The sequence below is a fragment of the Edaphovirga cremea genome (assembly GCF_003332275.1).
Classification (GTDB): domain Bacteria; phylum Pseudomonadota; class Gammaproteobacteria; order Enterobacterales; family Enterobacteriaceae; genus Edaphovirga; species Edaphovirga cremea.
Genome location: NZ_QOVA01000003.1, coordinates 182,764 through 199,895, shown reverse-complemented (window position 1 = coordinate 199,895; position 17,132 = coordinate 182,764). Strand labels below are relative to the sequence as shown.

Annotated in this window: 18 protein-coding genes; 14 read left to right on the top strand and 4 right to left on the bottom strand. The window is 51.5% G+C overall.

The window, feature by feature from the left end:
• The first annotated feature begins 1 nt into the window (after position 1).
• From pyrI to DRI82_RS06035, 6 genes are all read left to right on the top strand, one after another.
• Positions 2 to 466: an aspartate carbamoyltransferase regulatory subunit gene (gene pyrI, locus DRI82_RS06060; protein ID WP_114192605.1), complete on the top strand. Its 465-nt coding sequence runs from the start codon at positions 2 to 4 to the stop codon at positions 464 to 466.
• A 169-nt stretch (positions 467 to 635) separates the two neighbouring features.
• Positions 636 to 1,022, top strand: coding sequence for a 2-iminobutanoate/2-iminopropanoate deaminase (gene ridA, locus DRI82_RS06055; protein WP_114192604.1), 387 nt, complete (start codon positions 636 to 638; stop codon positions 1,020 to 1,022).
• A gap of 302 nt (positions 1,023 to 1,324) precedes the next feature.
• Entirely contained in the window at positions 1,325 to 2,761 is a 1,437-nt protein-coding gene (locus tag DRI82_RS06050; RefSeq protein WP_114192603.1) for a circularly permuted type 2 ATP-grasp protein, read from the top strand.
• Positions 2,755 to 3,681, top strand: a complete 927-nt coding sequence (locus DRI82_RS06045; RefSeq protein ID WP_114192602.1) for an alpha-E domain-containing protein — start codon at positions 2,755 to 2,757, stop codon at positions 3,679 to 3,681. The genes DRI82_RS06050 and DRI82_RS06045 overlap by 7 nt, the downstream gene beginning before the upstream one ends.
• Positions 3,678 to 4,472: a transglutaminase family protein gene (locus DRI82_RS06040; protein ID WP_114192601.1), complete on the top strand. Its 795-nt coding sequence runs from the start codon at positions 3,678 to 3,680 to the stop codon at positions 4,470 to 4,472. The genes DRI82_RS06045 and DRI82_RS06040 overlap by 4 nt, the downstream gene beginning before the upstream one ends.
• Positions 4,473 to 4,491: 19 nt before the next feature.
• Positions 4,492 to 5,226 (top strand): proteasome-type protease, encoded by a 735-nt coding sequence (locus DRI82_RS06035; RefSeq protein WP_114192600.1) that lies wholly within the window; start codon positions 4,492 to 4,494, stop codon positions 5,224 to 5,226.
• A gap of 14 nt (positions 5,227 to 5,240) precedes the next feature.
• Here DRI82_RS06035 and DRI82_RS06030 read toward each other — a convergent pair whose 3' ends face one another.
• The 4 genes from DRI82_RS06030 to uxaC form a co-directional block, all read right to left on the bottom strand.
• On the bottom strand, positions 5,241 to 5,789 hold the full coding sequence (locus DRI82_RS06030; RefSeq protein ID WP_114192599.1) for a YgjV family protein: 549 nt from the start codon (positions 5,787 to 5,789) through the stop codon (positions 5,241 to 5,243).
• 183 nt (positions 5,790 to 5,972) lie between these two features.
• A complete protein-coding gene (locus DRI82_RS06025) occupies positions 5,973 to 7,463 on the bottom strand; it encodes a UxaA family hydrolase (RefSeq protein WP_114192598.1) in 1,491 nt (496 codons plus the stop codon).
• A gap of 10 nt (positions 7,464 to 7,473) precedes the next feature.
• Positions 7,474 to 8,925: a tagaturonate reductase gene (locus DRI82_RS06020; RefSeq protein WP_114192597.1), complete on the bottom strand. Its 1,452-nt coding sequence runs from the start codon at positions 8,923 to 8,925 to the stop codon at positions 7,474 to 7,476.
• Positions 8,926 to 9,074: 149 nt separating this feature from the next.
• Complete coding sequence (uxaC, locus tag DRI82_RS06015) at positions 9,075 to 10,484, bottom strand: glucuronate isomerase (RefSeq protein ID WP_114192596.1); 1,410 nt, start codon at positions 10,482 to 10,484, stop codon at positions 9,075 to 9,077.
• Between the two features lie 545 nt (positions 10,485 to 11,029).
• Between uxaC and DRI82_RS06010 the strand changes: the two genes are divergently transcribed.
• The 8 genes from DRI82_RS06010 (at position 11,030) to DRI82_RS05975 (ending at position 17,070) form a co-directional block, all read left to right on the top strand.
• Positions 11,030 to 12,322, top strand: a complete 1,293-nt coding sequence (locus DRI82_RS06010; RefSeq protein WP_114192595.1) for an MFS transporter — start codon at positions 11,030 to 11,032, stop codon at positions 12,320 to 12,322.
• A 217-nt stretch (positions 12,323 to 12,539) separates the two neighbouring features.
• Positions 12,540 to 13,316, top strand: coding sequence for a transcriptional regulator ExuR (gene exuR / locus DRI82_RS06005; RefSeq protein ID WP_114192594.1), 777 nt, complete (start codon positions 12,540 to 12,542; stop codon positions 13,314 to 13,316).
• A 932-nt stretch (positions 13,317 to 14,248) separates the two neighbouring features.
• On the top strand, positions 14,249 to 14,929 hold the full coding sequence (locus DRI82_RS06000) for a DedA family protein (RefSeq protein ID WP_114192593.1): 681 nt from the start codon (positions 14,249 to 14,251) through the stop codon (positions 14,927 to 14,929).
• Positions 14,926 to 15,312, top strand: a complete 387-nt coding sequence (mzrA, locus tag DRI82_RS05995; protein ID WP_245956786.1) for an EnvZ/OmpR regulon moderator MzrA — start codon at positions 14,926 to 14,928, stop codon at positions 15,310 to 15,312. Before DRI82_RS06000 ends, mzrA begins: the two co-directional genes overlap by 4 nt.
• A 228-nt stretch (positions 15,313 to 15,540) precedes the next feature.
• Complete coding sequence (locus DRI82_RS05990; RefSeq protein ID WP_114192592.1) at positions 15,541 to 15,918, top strand: DUF1090 domain-containing protein; 378 nt, start codon at positions 15,541 to 15,543, stop codon at positions 15,916 to 15,918.
• A gap of 161 nt (positions 15,919 to 16,079) precedes the next feature.
• Complete coding sequence (locus DRI82_RS05985; protein ID WP_114192591.1) at positions 16,080 to 16,385, top strand: ElaB/YgaM/YqjD family protein; 306 nt, start codon at positions 16,080 to 16,082, stop codon at positions 16,383 to 16,385.
• A 2-nt stretch (positions 16,386 to 16,387) separates the two neighbouring features.
• A complete protein-coding gene (locus DRI82_RS05980) occupies positions 16,388 to 16,789 on the top strand; it encodes a phage holin family protein (RefSeq protein ID WP_114192590.1) in 402 nt (133 codons plus the stop codon).
• The gene (locus tag DRI82_RS05975; RefSeq protein WP_114192589.1) at positions 16,786 to 17,070 is read left to right on the top strand and encodes a YqjK-like family protein; all 285 of its coding nucleotides are present in this window, start codon (positions 16,786 to 16,788) and stop codon (positions 17,068 to 17,070) included. Before DRI82_RS05980 ends, DRI82_RS05975 begins: the two co-directional genes overlap by 4 nt.
• Positions 17,071 to 17,132: the final 62 nt, after the last annotated feature.

Below are 17,132 nucleotides of genomic sequence, written 5' to 3'. Positions count from 1 at the left end.
CATGACTCACGATAATAAACTCCAGGTTGAAGCAATTAAATGCGGCACCGTCATCGACCATATCCCGGCGCAAGTTGGCTTTAAGTTGCTGACACTCTTTAAACTGACGAAAACGGACCAACGCATCACCGTCGGCCTGAATCTGCCGTCCAACGAGCTGGGGAAAAAAGATCTGATCAAGATCGAAAACACGTTCCTGACCGAACAGCAGGTGAACCAGTTGGCGCTGTATGCCCCACACGCGACAGTCAACCGCATTGATGACTACGAAGTGGTTCTCAAATCGATGCCTATCCTGCCCGAACGCATCGACAGCGTTCTGACCTGTCCTAACAGTAATTGCATTAGTCGCAGTGAGCCGGTTGACTCAAGTTTCAGCGTAAAAACCCGGGCTGGCGATGTGCATCTGAAATGCAAATACTGCGAAAAAGAGTTTGAGCATCAGGTTGTGCTGAATAACAATTGATTTCCAGGCCGGGTGCCAAACACACCCGGCGCGTCATAAACTCTGAAAGATGAGCCTCTCGCGGGCAAAAAGGTCACTTATTGTGGCGATGAGTATGATTTTCATCTGGGTATCCTTATAATGTCCGCGATTTACATGTTATTTCCGTACCTACCTTTCAGGAGAAGTCATGTCACGTAATATCAGTACTGAACTTGCCCCCGCAGCGATTGGCCCCTACGTCCAGGGTGTGGATCTTGGCAGCATGATCATGACCTCTGGTCAGATCCCGGTAGATCCAAAAACCGGTAACGTTCCAGATGATGTTTCTGCCCAGGCCCGCCAATCGTTGGAAAACGTCAAAGCGATCGTGGAAGCAGCCGGTCTGAAAGTTGGCGATATCGTCAAAACGACTGTTTTTGTGAAAGATCTGAACGATTTCGCCACCGTCAACGCCACCTATGAAGCGTTCTTTACTGAACACAACGCTGATTTCCCTGCGCGCTCATGTGTTGAAGTTGCGCGTTTGCCGAAAGATGTGAAAATCGAAATCGAAGCCATCGCTGTTCGCCGTTAATCAGCGAGAGTGAGCGATTGATTGCGGTCAGCCCCTGTGCTGGCCGTTTTTATCTCTGATGCCATTGGAGTACTTCGACCAGATAAGTAATAGTTATCTTTTCTGGACCTTTTCATTGCTTCATCACCGACCATACTTATCCCTCCCGTTACCTATTTTGCCCCTATTGGTGGCAACGCTCGGGCGTAATGCACCATCGCGGTGCCCAAAAGTGCGCTTTTTGGCCTTTTTCCGCCACTTTTGCCTGCTGGCACAGTTTATGCTGCGCTAGCAGTACAGCCTGTCATGTCAGTGAGGTGATAATGATTAATATCGACCTGTCCGCTTCACCGTTTTTTGATGAAATGTTACTGGCTGAAGGGGCACACCGCAGCCATTACCAAGCTTACTGGCAATGGTTGCAACAGGCCGATCAGCAGGCGATCCAGCGCAAGAAAGAAGAAGCCGCGCTATTGTTTCACCGGGTGGGGATTACCTTTAACGTTTATGGCGAAGATGACGGTGCGGAACGGCTGATCCCGTTTGACAGCGTCCCGCGTATTATTCCGGCCAATGAATGGAAAATATTGGATCAGGGTATCCGCCAGCGCGTTCAGGCACTCAATGCCTTTCTACACGATATCTATCACGATCATAATATTCTGAAAGCAGGCATCATCCCTGCGGAACAGGTGCTGGCAAACGATCAATATCAGCCCTGTATGCAAGGCATTGATCTGCATCGTGACATCTATGCCCATATCGTTGGCACCGACATGGTGCGCAACAGCGATGGCGACTACTACGTTCTCGAGGACAATTTGCGCACGCCGTCCGGCGTATCCTATATGCTCGAAAACCGTAAAATGATGATGCGCCTCTACCCTGAGTTATTTGCGGAGCAGCGCATCGCGCCCGTCGAACGCTATCCTTCACACCTGCTGCAAACGTTGCGGGAAAGCTCCCCCATTAATGACCCAACCGTGGTTGTACTGACGCCGGGCCGCTTTAACAGCGCCTATTTCGAACACAGTTTCCTCGCGCAGCAAATGGGCGTGGAACTGGTCGAAAGCGTTGATTTGTTTGTCAAAAATGGCGCGATATTTATGCGTACCACTGCCGGCCCCTGCAAGATTGACGTGATTTACCGGCGGATTGATGATGCGTTTCTTGATCCCCTGGCCTTCCGTTCCGACTCCATGCTTGGCGTACCCGGCCTGCTTTCTGTTTATCGTGAGGGTGGCGTGGTACTGGCTAATGCCATCGGTACCGGCGTGGCTGATGATAAGTCGATATATCCGTATGTGCCTGAGATGATTCGGTTTTATCTTTCAGAAGAACCGATCCTCAACAACGTCCCCACCTGGCAGTGCCGCCATCCTTCGGAGCTTTCTTTCGTGCTGGATAACCTCCACAACATGGTGGTGAAAGAGGTTCATGGCGCGGGTGGTTATGGCATGCTGATCGGCCCGATGGCGAGCAAGGCGGAAATTGCCGATTTCCGTACACGACTGATCGCCCGACCGCAAAACTATATCGCGCAGGATACGCTGGCGCTCTCCACCTGCCCCACGTTTGTCAGTGAAGGACTGGCCCCGCGTCATATCGATTTACGTCCCTTTGCCTTGAGCGGTGCTGAAATCCGGCTAGTGCCGGGCGGATTAACCCGTGTGGCATTGGCGCAAGGCTCGCTGGTAGTGAACTCCTCCCAAGGGGGCGGAACCAAGGACACCTGGGTACTGGAGGATGATGCATGCTAAGCCGAACAGCCAGTGAACTCTATTGGATGGCCCGTTATCTTGAGCGGGCAGAGAACATCGCACGAATTCTGGATGTCACTAACAAACTGTCGTTGATGCCCATTCGTGACAATAATAACGATCTGCTGGTACCCCTCAGCCTGACGGGAACGCAGCAGCTTTTCGCAGAGAATTACCAGCAACTCTGCATGGCCAACATTCTCAATTTCTTCGCACTGAGCAATGTGAATCACGGCAGTATTTTCAGTTGCCTGCAAATGGCCTGGAATAACGCCCACGCGGTGAGGGGCAGCCTGTCGTCTGAAGTGTGGGAAAGCATTAACGCCTCATGGATCGAGATGAAGGTGATTCGCCGTCAGGGCGTCGCCTCCGTGGGCGCTGATGGCTTTTTTGACTGGGTCAAAGAGCGCTCGCACCTGTTCCGTGGCGCCATGTTTGGCACCTTGTTGCGTAGCGACGCGCTCTGCTTCATCCGCCTGGGGACTTTACTCGAACGCGCCGACAGTACGGCGCGACTGCTCGACGTAAAAAACCAGTTGCTGGATGACGATGAAGATCCGGTGCGGGAATACTACCGGATGGATACGCTGTTGCGCGCAGTGAGTGCCAAAGAGGCATTTCATAGCCTGTACAAACAACAACCCAGCCGCGACTCCATTTCTGAACTGCTGATCCTGCGTAAAGAACTGCCACGCTCGCTACTGGCCTGTACCGAAGATATGGCGCAGCAACTGGAATTGATTGGCGGTAACAGCGGTAATCTGCCGCGCAGACTGGTGCACACGCTGCATGCGCAACTTCGCTTTACGACGCTCGATGAAATTCTCGCAGAGGGTCTCAGTGACTGGCTGAACCAGTTCCTGGCTCAGATTGGCGCTATCGCCGACAGCATTCAACACACCTACCTGGAGGCACAATGAGACTTAATGTCAATCATCAGACTCACTACACCTATGCCAATCAGGTAAGGCGCAGCACGCAGTATCTGCGGCTGACACCTCAGGACTCCAGCCATCAGAAGATCATTTCGTGGCAGCTCACCCTTCCTGAATCAGCCACCCAGACACGGGATGCCTACGGCAATGTGCTGCATGTCCTGACGCTGGATCAGCCCCATCAGGACATTACCATCACCGCACAAGGCGTGGTGGACATTGAGGACAACGTTGAGGATGACCACGCCGGGCATCTGTCGCCGCTGGTTTTCCTGCGCGCCAGTACGCTGACCCATGCCGACATATCGATCCGCGAATTCGCTGGCCGTTTCTTTCGCCCACTCGCACAACATAGTAGTTTGTGTGATTTGATGGGTGAGTTACTGCTCAAAATGCCCTACAGCCCCGGCACCACCAGCGTCAGCGACAGTGCCGCAGAAGCCTTTATGGCCGGGCAAGGCGTCTGCCAGGATCATACCCACGTTTTCCTTGCTTGCTGTCGCAGTTTGAATATTCCGGCACGTTATGTCAGCGGTTACTTATATACTGAAGAATCGAGCCACGTCGCCATGCACGCCTGGGCTGAGGTCTGGCTGGATGGCCGCTGGCAGAGTTTTGATGTGACGAATAATACCTGCCAACCCAACCAGCATTTGAAATTAGCGATTGGTATTGATTATCTTGATGCCTGTCCGGTTCGGGGTACCCGTTTGGGTGGAGGTTCGGAAGATATGCATACGGTGGCTGCCGTGCAGCTACAGGGAATTCACCAATAGACCTGAAGGGTACTGCGTTATGACTTACTGTGTGGCGATGCGCCTTTCCTCAGGGTTGGTATTCGCCGCGGATTCCCGCACCAATGCTGGGGTGGATCATATCTCCACCTTCCGCAAACTGCATGTTTTCCATCAGGAAGGCGAGCGCACACTCGTCATTCAGAGTGCCGGTAATCTGGCGACCACACAGAGTATTATCAGCCTGCTGCACCGCCGTTGCCTGGATTCGGCGCAAGCCAATATGCTCAATATCCGATCGCTCTATGATGGCGCGACGCTGCTCGGGGAGACGATCCGTGAAGTGATCCTGCGCGACAGCGCCGATCAGCAGAACAGTGGATCGACCGATTTTGGCTGTAACCTGATCCTGGGTGGGCAGATCAAAGGTGAAGGGTTGCGTCTGTTTCACGTCTATCCGCAAGGCAATTTCATAGAGGCCACGCATGACACGCCCTATTTCCAGATCGGGGAAAGCAAATACGGCAAGCCGATTATTGATCGGGTGCTGACCTATGACACCCCGTTGGATCAGGCGATGCAGTGTGCGCTGATTTCGATGGACTCGACGCTGCGCAGTAATCTTTCCGTAGGATTACCGCTGGATGTGATGATCTACGAAAACGACAGTTTCACGGTCGACCAGCAGTACCGGATCACTGAAGATCACCCCTATTTCAGTGTGATTCGCAAAGGCTGGGGCGAAGGTTTGCTGAGTATTTTTGCACAACTGCCGCCGCTGGAGCTGAAAGAGTAAATTCTGTGGCGGGCTCAAGCCGCCTCTTCTTTTTTGACCTCTTTTTCAACCTTGAAGGGATCTATTCCGCGCAACTGCAATCGACGGAAGCGGATAATATTGAAACCGTTCATGAACAGGAAACTGCCCTCAATCAGCGACCCGCCTATCGAACCCAACCAAATGTTGTGCGCCACCCAGCCACAGGTCGAACACCACATCACGCAACGCGTCGTCAGCCCACTGGTGCGGAATAACGCCCAGGTACTGACTGCCGTCCCGATGATGGGCAGAACTTCCATCCAGTGTTTCGCATTGCCCAATCCCAGAACCAGCGTCAGGACGATGAAAATCACCATCACCATCTGGCTGCGGGTGCGCAGTGAAACCAGTGTTCGCAAGGAGTTCAGTACCGCGCTTGACCCTGCGGCATTGGCACCCATCAGGAAGAAATGTATGCCAATAATGGCAGTGTAAGCGGAAAGTTGTTTTTTGAAGCGGCGATCGTCACGATTGAAGAACATTGTGATACCCACCAGAAAGGCCAGTACCCCGATGCTCTGGGCAAACCAATAAAACGTCATCTCTGAAAAATTCCTGTGGTACGAAGAAGTACCTGTGCCTTTTCTTTACAGCAAAAGACTGACTTGTGTCGTCAAAAGATTTTATGGCGCAGTGTGTTAGCGCCATGCTGATTTTTTAAAAAAATAAAAAACGGCGCTCCATACTATGAAACACCGTTTTATCTTAACGAACTCAGTAAGCGCTTACAACGTTACGCCGCTTTTAAAAATCGCCAGCTCGCGGAAATCATTCACTTCGTTGCGCGCCAGTTTTCCATCGGCAATCGCCACAATCAGATCGACAAACTCTGACAGCAATTCGTCCATTGACGTGCCATGGATTAACTTGCCCGCATCGAAATCGATCCAGTGTGGTTTCTTGGCCGCCAATTCGCTGTTGGTGGCCAATTTGACGGTCGGGACAAAACCACCATAAGGGGTACCGCGGCCCGTACTGAACAGCACCATATGACAGCCCGCACCGGCCAGCGCACTGGTTGCGACCGCATCGTTACCTGGCGCACTCAACAGGTTGAGACCCGGGTTTTTCAGCCGTTCGCCATACTTCAGCACGTCCACCACCACGCTCTCTCCCGCTTTCTGGGTACAACCGAGCGATTTCTCTTCCAGCGTGGTTATGCCACCCGCCTTGTTGCCCGGCGATGGATTCTCATAAATCGGCTGGTCGTGAGCGATGAAATACTGTTTGAAGTCATTCACCATGCTGACCGTTTTCTCAAACGTCGACTCATCGCGGCAGCGACTCATCAAAATGCGCTCGGCACCGAACATTTCCGGCACTTCAGTCAGCACCGAAGTGCCGCCGTTGCCAATGACATAATCCGAGAAACGTCCCAGCAATGGATTCGCGGTAATACCGGAGAGGCCATCGGACCCACCACATTCGAGACCGAATTTCAGCTCGCTGAGTTTGCCTTCTACCCGACGATCGTTACGCATCGCCTGATAAAGCTCGTGCAGACGCTCCAGCCCGGCTTCAACTTCATCGTCCTGCTGTTGGCAAACCATAAAGCGCACGCGTTCTTCGTCCACTTCGCCCAGCGTAGTCCGGAACATATCGACCTGATTGTTTTCACAACCCAAACCGATTACCAAAACCGCACCTGCATTGGGATGTCGAACCATGTTTTGCAACATCGTGCGGGTATTTTCATGATCCTGGCCCAGTTGCGAACAACCGAACGGATGGCTGAACAGGTAAACGCCATCGATCCCTTCAGCTTCATTGGTTTCCTTCAGAAACCGCTGCTGGATTTGCCGGGCAATGCCGTTCACACAACCTACGGTCGGGATGATCCACAGCTCATTACGGATCCCCACCAGACCATTTTTACGCCGGTAGATCTGTACTTCGCGATCTGCCATCTGCGGCGGCAACTCGGTCAGTTCAGGCTCATACTGGTATTGATCCAGATCGCTGAGATTGGTTTTCGCGTTTGGCGAATGAATGTGCTCACCGGCAGCAATGTCACTCAGCGCGTGACCAATCGGCAATCCGTACTTAATGATATTCTGACCCGCGGCAATCGGCAGAATGGCAAACTTATGTCCGCGGCCGACCGCTTGCTTGAGTTGAATACTGTCATCACCCACCTGGATCTTTTCTTCTGCCTCGAGATCGCGCAATGCGACGGCGACATTGTCCAGCGGGTGAATCTTGATAATACTTTGCATAGCGTTACCTTTAACTGTACGCAGCCAACGCTGCGCGCATTCCGCGATCCTGGATGGTTTGCAGGTGTTCAGTGATTTTTTCTGCCAGACCAGGAATCGCATTCAAATTCTGACCCCAGTGCTGCTCATCGGCCAAAACCGTTTCAACCAATGCCGCCAACGGGGTATCGCCATTTGCCACGCCCGTCCACAGGGTGGAAAAACGCTCAAGCCAATGCGCGTCATCTTGCAAAGGATAGTTTTCACCGTCGCGATCGCCGCGATAGAAAGCAATCAAGGCAGCCAGTGCAAACGTCAGGCGCGGTGGCAGAATGCCATTCTGCTGTTGGCTGGCCAGCATCTGCGGAAGAATACGGGTACGAAACTTGGTCATACCATTCAGCGCGATGGACAACAGTTGATGTTGAATGAACGGGTTACGGAAACGGCTCAATACCGCCTGGGCAAACGACGTCAACTCATCCTGTGGTAAATCCAGTACCGGAACGATCTCTTCAGCGATCGCATTTTCAACAAAGCGACTGACTTGCGGATCATTCATCGCCTCGCCAACCGTATTCAGACCGGCCAGGAAAGCAACGGGGACCAGCGCCGTATGGGCACCATTGAGAATGGCCACTTTGCGCTCTTTGTACGGCTTGATGTCGTCGACGATACGGACATTCAGATCGAGCTGATCCAGACGCAACTCTTTGGCCAACCATTGTGGCCCCTGAATCACGAACAGATAAAAGTGCTCGGCAGTATCGAGGAAACTGTCCTGATAGCCCAATTCTTGCTGCAAGGCTTCGACTTCGCCACGCGGATAGCCGGTCACGATGCGGTCCACCAGCGTTGAGCAAAATGTATTGTTCTGCTCCAACCATTCAGTGAATGCCTGCGGCAACTGCCACTGGGTCGCATAGCGCAGCACCAGTTCACGCAAGGCTTCGCCGTTGTAATCGATCAGTTCGCACGGCAACAGCACCCAGCCTTTATCGGCGGCACCGTCAAAATGGGTGAAACGCTCGTACAGCAGACGAGTCAGCTTGGCGGGAAAACTGGCAGGCGGTGCGTCGTTAAAGGTATCGGCTTCGTTGTAGCTGATGCCCGCTTCAGTGGTATTGGAGAAAACAAAACGGATATTGGCGTCATGCGCCAATGCCAGATATTCATCAAACTGACGATAGATATTGATTTCACGGTTAACCGAACGAATCAGGCGCGATTCGCGTACTGTTTCGCCCTGCTCGTTCAAGCCACGGATGATCGTGGTATACAACCCGTCCTGTGTGCTGAGCGATGGCGGGAAATCGGTATCGATAGGACGGACAATAACGACACCCGCATTCAGATCGGTGTGTTCATTGAGTAGATCCAACTGCCAGTCGATAAAGGCGCGCAGGAAATTGCCTTCACCGAATTGAATAATTTTATCTGGATGATTACGACCCGGGAAGTCACGACGGTTCAACGTTTGCATTAAAAATTCACCTCTGGTGAGTCATTCAGCAAGCAGACGGCCAAGGCGCTCATGCACCCGTTTCACCGTCCGACATCAATGATAAAAATTTTTATCGATGAAAATAGCCTATTACGCAGCGGAGCGGCCTCAGCCAACCCGCCCCGTGGTTAAAGCTCGATGGCGAAATACTGTTTGGCATTGTCGAAACAGATGTTTTTCACCATATCGCCCAGCAGTTGAATATCTGCTGGTGCTTCACCGTCTTCTACCCAACGACCAATCATCTGGCAGAGAATGCGACGGAAATATTCATGGCGCGTATAAGACAGGAAACTGCGGCTATCAGTCAGCATCCCAACAAAGCGACTCAGCAGACCCAGGTTAGCCAGTTGCAACATCTGGCGCTGCATACCGTCTTTCTGATCGTTGAACCACCAGCCGGAACCAAACTGCATTTTCCCGGCCATGCCTTCACCCTGGAAGTTACCGACCATGGTGCCGATCACTTCGTTATCACGCGGATTCAGGCAGTAAAGGATGGTTTTTGGCAACGCATTCTGTATGCCCTGAGCAGCCAGCAGGCTGGAGAGCGCTTGTGCCATCGGCTGATCGTTGATCGAATCAAAACCGACATCCGGCCCCAATAATTTGAACTGGCGACTATTGTTATTGCGCAGCGCGCCGATGTGATATTGCTGAACCCAACCGCGGCGGTTGTATTCACTTCCCAGCCAGACCAGAACCGCGGTTTTGAATTGCGCAGTTTCTTCGGTCGTCGGCAGCGCACCACTCAGGCGACGGGCCAAAATGGCATCCAGCGTCGCTTCATCCGCTTCGCCATAAACCACTACGTCGAGTGCATGGTCAGAAACCTTGCAACCGTGTGCGGCAAAATGATCGAGACGCTTTTTCAGCGCATCACGCAGATCGCTGAAACGGCTGATAGCGGTATCTGAGGCCGCTTCCAGACGTTGCATATACTCGTTGAAACCGGCGGCTTCGATGTTGAAGGCTTTATCCGGACGCCAGCTTGGCAACACTTTGATAGTGAATGTACCGTCCTGGGCAATCGCTTTGTGGTGGCGCAGATCGTCAACCGGATCGTCTGTCGTCCCAACCATCTTCACATTCATCTGCTGCATAATTCCACGCGCAGAGAAGCTGTCCTGAGCCAATAATTCATTGCCACGCTGCCAGATTTCCTGGGCAGTCGTTGGCGACAGTAATTTACCGGTAATGCCGAAAGGACGACGCAACTCAAGGTGCGTCCAGTGGTAGAGCGGATTGCCGATAGTATGGGGAACCGTGGCAGCCCAGGCTTCAAATTTCTCCCAGTCACTGGCATCACCGGTACACAAACGCTCTGCAACACCATTGGTGCGCATCGCGCGCCATTTATAGTGATCGCCCTTCAGCCAGATGTCATACAGATTCTTAAATTGGTAGTTTTCTGCGATCTGTTCTGGAGGCAAGTGACAGTGATAATCAAAAATTGGCTGGTCTTTCGCATAGTCATGGTACAGACGACGGGCAAATTCGCTGTCAAGCAGGAAATCTTCGGTTAAAAACTGCGACATTATAAATTCCTCACCTTGCATTAGGTCTGAGCCTGGTTTGATTGCGTAAAGTTATCACACCAATTATACCCATCGTCCAGAACTATTTGTGGGTAACGGATCGCAAAAGCATAACAATAAGATCACAAAAATCGGCGGATTACGGGGCGACGCGCGGTGGATGCGTCACGTCTAGGGCTGGCCGTATTATTCCTCATTTAAAAAATGGTTTTTGTGATATCACTCAACTTTTAAATCTGTATGACAAGTTATCTTGCTGCCGCCAGTATGAGACCTCCACCCGGTAAGAATATTTGACCAGTGGCTGTTCAGAGGGCTGACGATGAAGGATGCCATCGATCAAATTGCTGCAGACACCGACATGTTCTGTATGCAATGCGGGGAGAACAGATGCACCAGGCCTTTTCAAGGCTGACATCGTTACCACTCGAAAATTAATGGAGAGCCAGAAGCTCAGATACCGGGTATAGCATGCCCGATTGAGCCGATGTGTCGTGGCTGCTATTCGGCAGTCCATAGCAGGACTTTTACTGGGAGAGATTCAAATGCGTAAAATTAAAGGGTTACGCTGGTACATGATCGCACTGGTTACCGTGGGGACCGTACTTGGCTACCTGACGCGTAACGCCATTGCTGTCGCTGCACCGACCTTGCAGGACACCATGCATATCACCACTCAGCAATATTCTTACATTATCGCTGCTTATTCAGCCTGTTATACCCTTATGCAACCTGTTGCCGGTTACATTCTGGATGTAATGGGCACCAAGGTCGGCTATGCGATGTTTGCCATTATGTGGGCGTTGTTCTGCATGGCTACCGCGCTGGCAAGCAGTTGGGGTGGACTGGCGATTGCCCGTGGTGCGGTGGGTATGGCGGAAGCGGCGATGATTCCTGCGGGCCTCAAAGCCAGTAGCGAATGGTTTCCGGCCAAAGAACGCTCTATCGCCGTAGGCTACTTCAACGTGGGTTCCTCCATCGGCGGGATGATAGCCCCTCCGCTGGTCGTCTGGGCTATCGTGATGCATAGCTGGCAGTTGGCGTTCATTATTACCGGTGCGCTGAGCCTGATCTGGGCTATCTGCTGGCTGATCTTTTACAAACACCCCAAAGATCAGAAAAAGCTGTCTGACGAAGAACGTACTTATATTCTTGATGGTCAGGAAGCCCAACACCAGACCACCAACGCCAAGAAAATGTCTGCCTGGCAGATTCTGCGTAACCGCCAGTTCTGGGGCATCGCACTGCCACGTTTTCTCGCTGAGCCAGCCTGGGGAACATTCAACGCCTGGATCCCACTCTTCATGTTCAAAGCCTATGGCTTTAACCTGAAAGAGATCGCGATGTTTGCCTGGATGCCAATGCTGTTTGCTGACCTTGGCTGCATAGTCGGTGGCTATTTACCCCCGCTGTTCCAGAAGTATTTTAAAGTAAATCTGATCGTCTCCCGTAAAATGGTTGTGACCATGGGTGCTGTCCTGATGATTGGCCCAGGCACAATTGGCCTGTTCACCAGTCCTTATGCAGCGATTGCCTTGCTGTGTGTCGGTGGCTTTGCCCACCAATCACTCTCTGGCGCCCTGATTACCCTCTCTTCCGACGTTTTTGGTCGTAACGAGGTCGCGACAGCCAACGGTCTGACCGGGATGGCTGCGTGGACGGCGAGTACCCTGTTTGCCCTGGTCGTGGGTGCACTGGCTGATACCCTCGGTTTCAGTCCTTTGTTCGCAGCGCTGGCCGTGTTTGACTTGCTGGGTGCCGTGGTTATCTGGACCGTGCTGCAGAACCGTTCAGCCGTTGAGCCAACTCCCCAACCGTTGAGCACCGCCAACGCCTAATCGCGTCTGTTTTTATGTCTGCCAGGCCCGGTGTACTCACCGGGCTTTTTTCATGCCAGCATCCTTCTGCCGATTCCTCGTCTGTGACCCGTGCGGCTAGTGCATAGGATGAATAAGTGGTATAACAAGTCAAGCAAATGCAATGAGTCACGGCACATGATTTCTTCATCGAAAGCTTGCTAATATCGTCAGCCCACGCTACCCAAGAGCTCGCATCATGGAATTCACAGAAACCAGGCGGTTATACCAGCAGTTGGCCGCAGAGTTAAAGCAGAGAATCGAAACCGGGGTCTATCAGGTTGGCGAAAAACTTCCTGCTGAACGCTTCATTTCTGAAGAGATGAATGTCAGTCGCACGGTAGTCCGTGAGGCGATTATTATGCTGGAGGTAGAGGGATATGTTGAGGTGCGTAAAGGTTCGGGCATCCATGTTATGTCCAACCAGCAGAAACACCTGGTTATGCCCAGTGCCGAAATTGAATTCGCCACTGCGGGTCCCTTTGAACTGCTGCAGGCCAGACAACTGATTGAAAGCAATATTGCCGAGTTCGCCGCTACGCAGGTGACCAAGCAAGACATCGTTCAACTGATGGAAATTCAGGAGCATGCGCGTCAGGAAGACCGTTTCCGCGATTCGCAGTGGGATCTCAAATTCCATATTCAGGTAGCGATGGCAACACAAAATACGGCGATGGCGACTATCGTTGAAAAGATGTGGAGCCAACGGGTGCATAACCCCTACTGGCGTAAACTGCACGAGCATATTGATGAAAAATCGATTGAGAGCTGGTGCGAAGATCACGATCAGATTCTTAAAGCCTTAATGCGTAAAGATCCCTACGCCGCAAAATTGGCGATGTGGCAACACCTCGAAAATACCAAGCAAATGCTCTTTCGCGCGACTACCGATGACTTCGAATTCAATGTCGATCGTTACCTGTTTGCAGAAAACCCAGTGGTACATCTCGATCAGGTCACAGCAGTCACAAAATAGCGTTCCGCAATAATATTAATCCCTCTCCATTCTTATTCTGACAGGGTGCCTCATCTGAGGTGTCCTTCTCTTAACCCCCTCTTTTGTCGCTATCAGGTTGCAATTTTGTTATCAGTGATAAATATAGCGTTTTCACCTTCTTAACGTGCCAGGAAGTCCAGATTAGCGTCAGCTAACGTCTCTTTCCGTCAGCGAGTGTAAATAGGAAAACAATTTACTCGATAATATGAAGTAGTACTTAAAACATCCCCCTCAAGGCTGTATATTTCCCTGTCTCGGTTTCTGTAACTTTGTTACAGTTAGAGCACTTTTATTACTCTTGGCTGGAATGAATTTCGACTAAATGCGCTGGTTTTTTGCACTGTCAATAATACTGTCTTGCTGGGCGTCCAACGCCTCCAGCGACACTTTATATGCAGAGCCAGCCCATCAGCCGGGTGTGCGAGCAGATTTATCGCTATTATCACCCACTGATTCTGACTTCCGCTTCTTATCGCAGAACAATCTACAGGCAGATATACCACACGATCTCAGGCGGAAAAGCGCAGCTCGTCATCAACCGGTACTAAGTCGCGGTTATCTGCAAAGTGCTTCAGTGCAATACAGCACCTATGTGGCATTGCATGACTTTTTAATGGCAGAAACAGACATCAGGAGTGGATTTACTCCTCAACCCTGTAAAAAATCCATTCAGCTAATTTGTAGCAACTGGACGCTACATGCTCCCCGGCATCAGAGCCGGATAGGTGGTTGGAAAGAAAGTAATATCTTGTACCGCGGCACGCTGACCTATCACAGCTAATCTGAATGGCAAATCGATTGTTATTTCAGCGCGTTGTGAGTCCCCGTCGGTGAGCAGCAAACAATCCGCAGACAAGTTGTCGATCCAGGCGCTGAGCGATTATAGAACAATGAAGTTTCAGGAATGCTAAATGGATATCATTAAAGAACTGTTGAATGCCTTATGGCAGCAGGATTACGAGACCCTTGCCAATCCGTCCCTGATGTGGACGATCTATGGTCTGCTATTTGTGATTCTCTTTTTGGAAAATGGCCTTTTGCCTGCCGCTTTCCTGCCCGGTGACAGTCTGCTGATTTTGGTAGGCGTTTTGATCGCCAAAGGCACCATGGGATTCCCCCTGACTATCTTTATCCTCACGACCGCGGCCAGCCTGGGTTGCTGGGTCAGCTATATTCAGGGTCGATGGCTCGGAAACACACGCCTTGTTCAAAGCTGGTTGTCACACCTTCCCGCCCACTACCACCAACGGGCGCACAACTTGTTCCACCGCCACGGATTGTCAGCCTTGCTCATCGGTCGTTTTCTGGCATTTGTGCGCACTCTGTTGCCGACCATTGCCGGGCTTTCTGGCCTCAGCAATGCCCGCTTTCAGTTTTTCAACTGGATGAGCGGCCTGTTATGGGTGGTGATCCTGACCGTATTTGGCTTTTTGCTGGGCAAAACACCGTTGTTCATAAAATATGAAGATCAGTTGATGTTCTGCCTGATGCTGCTGCCGCTGATATTACTGGTGTTTGGGCTTGTGGCTTCGCTCTATGTACTGTGGCGCAAGAAAATGTCGAGCCGTCAGAAAAAAGGGAACAAGGCGTGAAACAAATTAAGGCGTTACATCGCATCCCCTGGCAGTGGGTCATGTGCCTGATGGTTTTGCTGGCGATCGTGGGAATGATAACCCTTCCGCGCACCAACAATCATGATAATGCTTTGCAGATCAGACCAACCCGACCTGGGCAGGCGTTACCGGATGGTTTCTTTGTTTATCAACAGTTGGATCAGCAAGGCATCCGCATTAAAAGCATTACCCCCGAACAAGATACGCTGGTCGTGCGGCTCGAATCGCCAGATCAGCGAATCCAGGCGCAGGAAGCACTCCGTACTATTCTGCCCATGGGCTATATCGTGTCGCAATGCAACGCTGTGGAATCGATCAATTGGGTCCGGAAGCTCACCCGCGATCAGGAAAAAATGGGGTAGCTTTATGCACTACGTCCCCTTTTGAAAAGGCGCCGAGGCGCCTTTTTTGTTCGCCCCACGTTGTTGTCCACCGGTAACGTTGACCCGTTAATGCCTTGAAATTTGGGTAAACCATGATTTGCGACTATGCTTAGAGGGGTAGCTATAACGCTGCATCATAATTTGCCTTTTTGGCAGTATGGAAATTTAGGCGCTGATATTTTTTGCCTGAACAAAAGGAATCTGTTTATGACGTTACGTCCTTCGTGGTTGTTTATCCTTCCGATTATTGCTTTCTCTACGGCGACTTTCGCCGCGCCTACCACTGGGGGCTGTGCTGCCAAGCAGCAAGATATTCAGCAACAGATTGATTATGCTAAAAAACATGGGAGCAGCCATAGAGTCGCCGGCCTGGAAACGGCTCTCCGCGAAGTAGTAAACAACTGTACAGATGCAGGTCTCGAAGCAGATCGGCAAAAGAGAATTGCTGAAAAGCAGCAAGAAGTCGCCAAACGCAAGCAAGAGCTGGCAGAAGCAAAGGAAACGGGTAAAAGCGATAAAATCGCCAACAAGCAGGAAAAACTGGACGAGGCTGAGCAAGAGTTGAAAGAGGCCAGCGCCCAATAAATTTTTCTCCGGTGGCATTGCTGCTGGAGATCGAGCGACATCGGATTTATCCAGTAATGTGCAGTAAAGTCAGCAGAATCATCCAGACTAATCGCATTTGCGCATGCCGGAAAATCCGCTATGTTAAAAGTCCGTCTCTCTAAAAGCTAAGGAGTTACCTCATGGCACAAGATAGAACCTCTGAGAATTTACGCGCTGAATTGAAGTCACTGGCCGATACTCTGGAAGAGGTCCTGAAAACCTCCACGGACAAACCCAAGGCTGAGTTGGACAAACTGCGTAGCAAAGCGGAAAGTGCGCTGAAAGAGACGCGGATTCGCCTGACCGATACAGGCGAAAAGATTGCCGATCAGTCCAAAGTGATTGCCGACCGTGCAGACACTTATGTGCATGATAACCCGTGGACAGGCGTGGGAATCGGTGCAGCTGTCGGTGTTGTGCTGGGCGTTCTGCTGGCACGCCGCTGATAATGGCCGATCACCAGCAACCATCACAGGGTCCCGCCAGAGGGATCCTGGATATCGCCCACCGCATTGTGACCATCATGGTCGGTATGGTGGAAACACGGTTGCGCCTGGCCGTTGTCGAATTGGAAGAGGAAAAAAACAACCTTATCCAGTTATTGATGATGACCGGCATAACCTTGTTGTTCCTGGCCTTTGGCCTGATGAGTTTGCTGATTCTGGCATTCTGGGCCATTGATCCGGCCGATCGCTTGATGGCGGTCGGTATAACAACCGCGATATTACTTTTTCTGGCCCTGGTTGGGATAATCTGGACCCTGTCAAAAGCCAGACGCACAACCTTGCTGAGCGTCACGCGCAAGCAACTGGAAATTGATCGTTCTCTTCTCGAGGATGATAAAAAATGAGCCAGAGTGCGCGGCAACGAGAAAAAACACGTCTAATGGAGATGATTATCCAACAGCGGTTGGATCTCTCCGCCAGCCGTAAGGAGTGGCTCAGAGCCACGGCCTCTATTGATCGTGGCTGGCTTAAAATTGTCGACATGAAGAAATACCTCATCGTGGGTTCCAGCCTGCTGGCTGTCTACGGTGTCCGTCATCCCAGCAAAGTTGTTCGTTGGGCCAGACGCGCCGTTGGCATCTGGGGAACCGTCAAACTTTTCCGTCGCACCTTTAATGTACGGTAGTCATCACTGACTACCGTTTTTCTTCGTCCCCACCCTCTACCATTCCCACCCTGGCCCCTTAT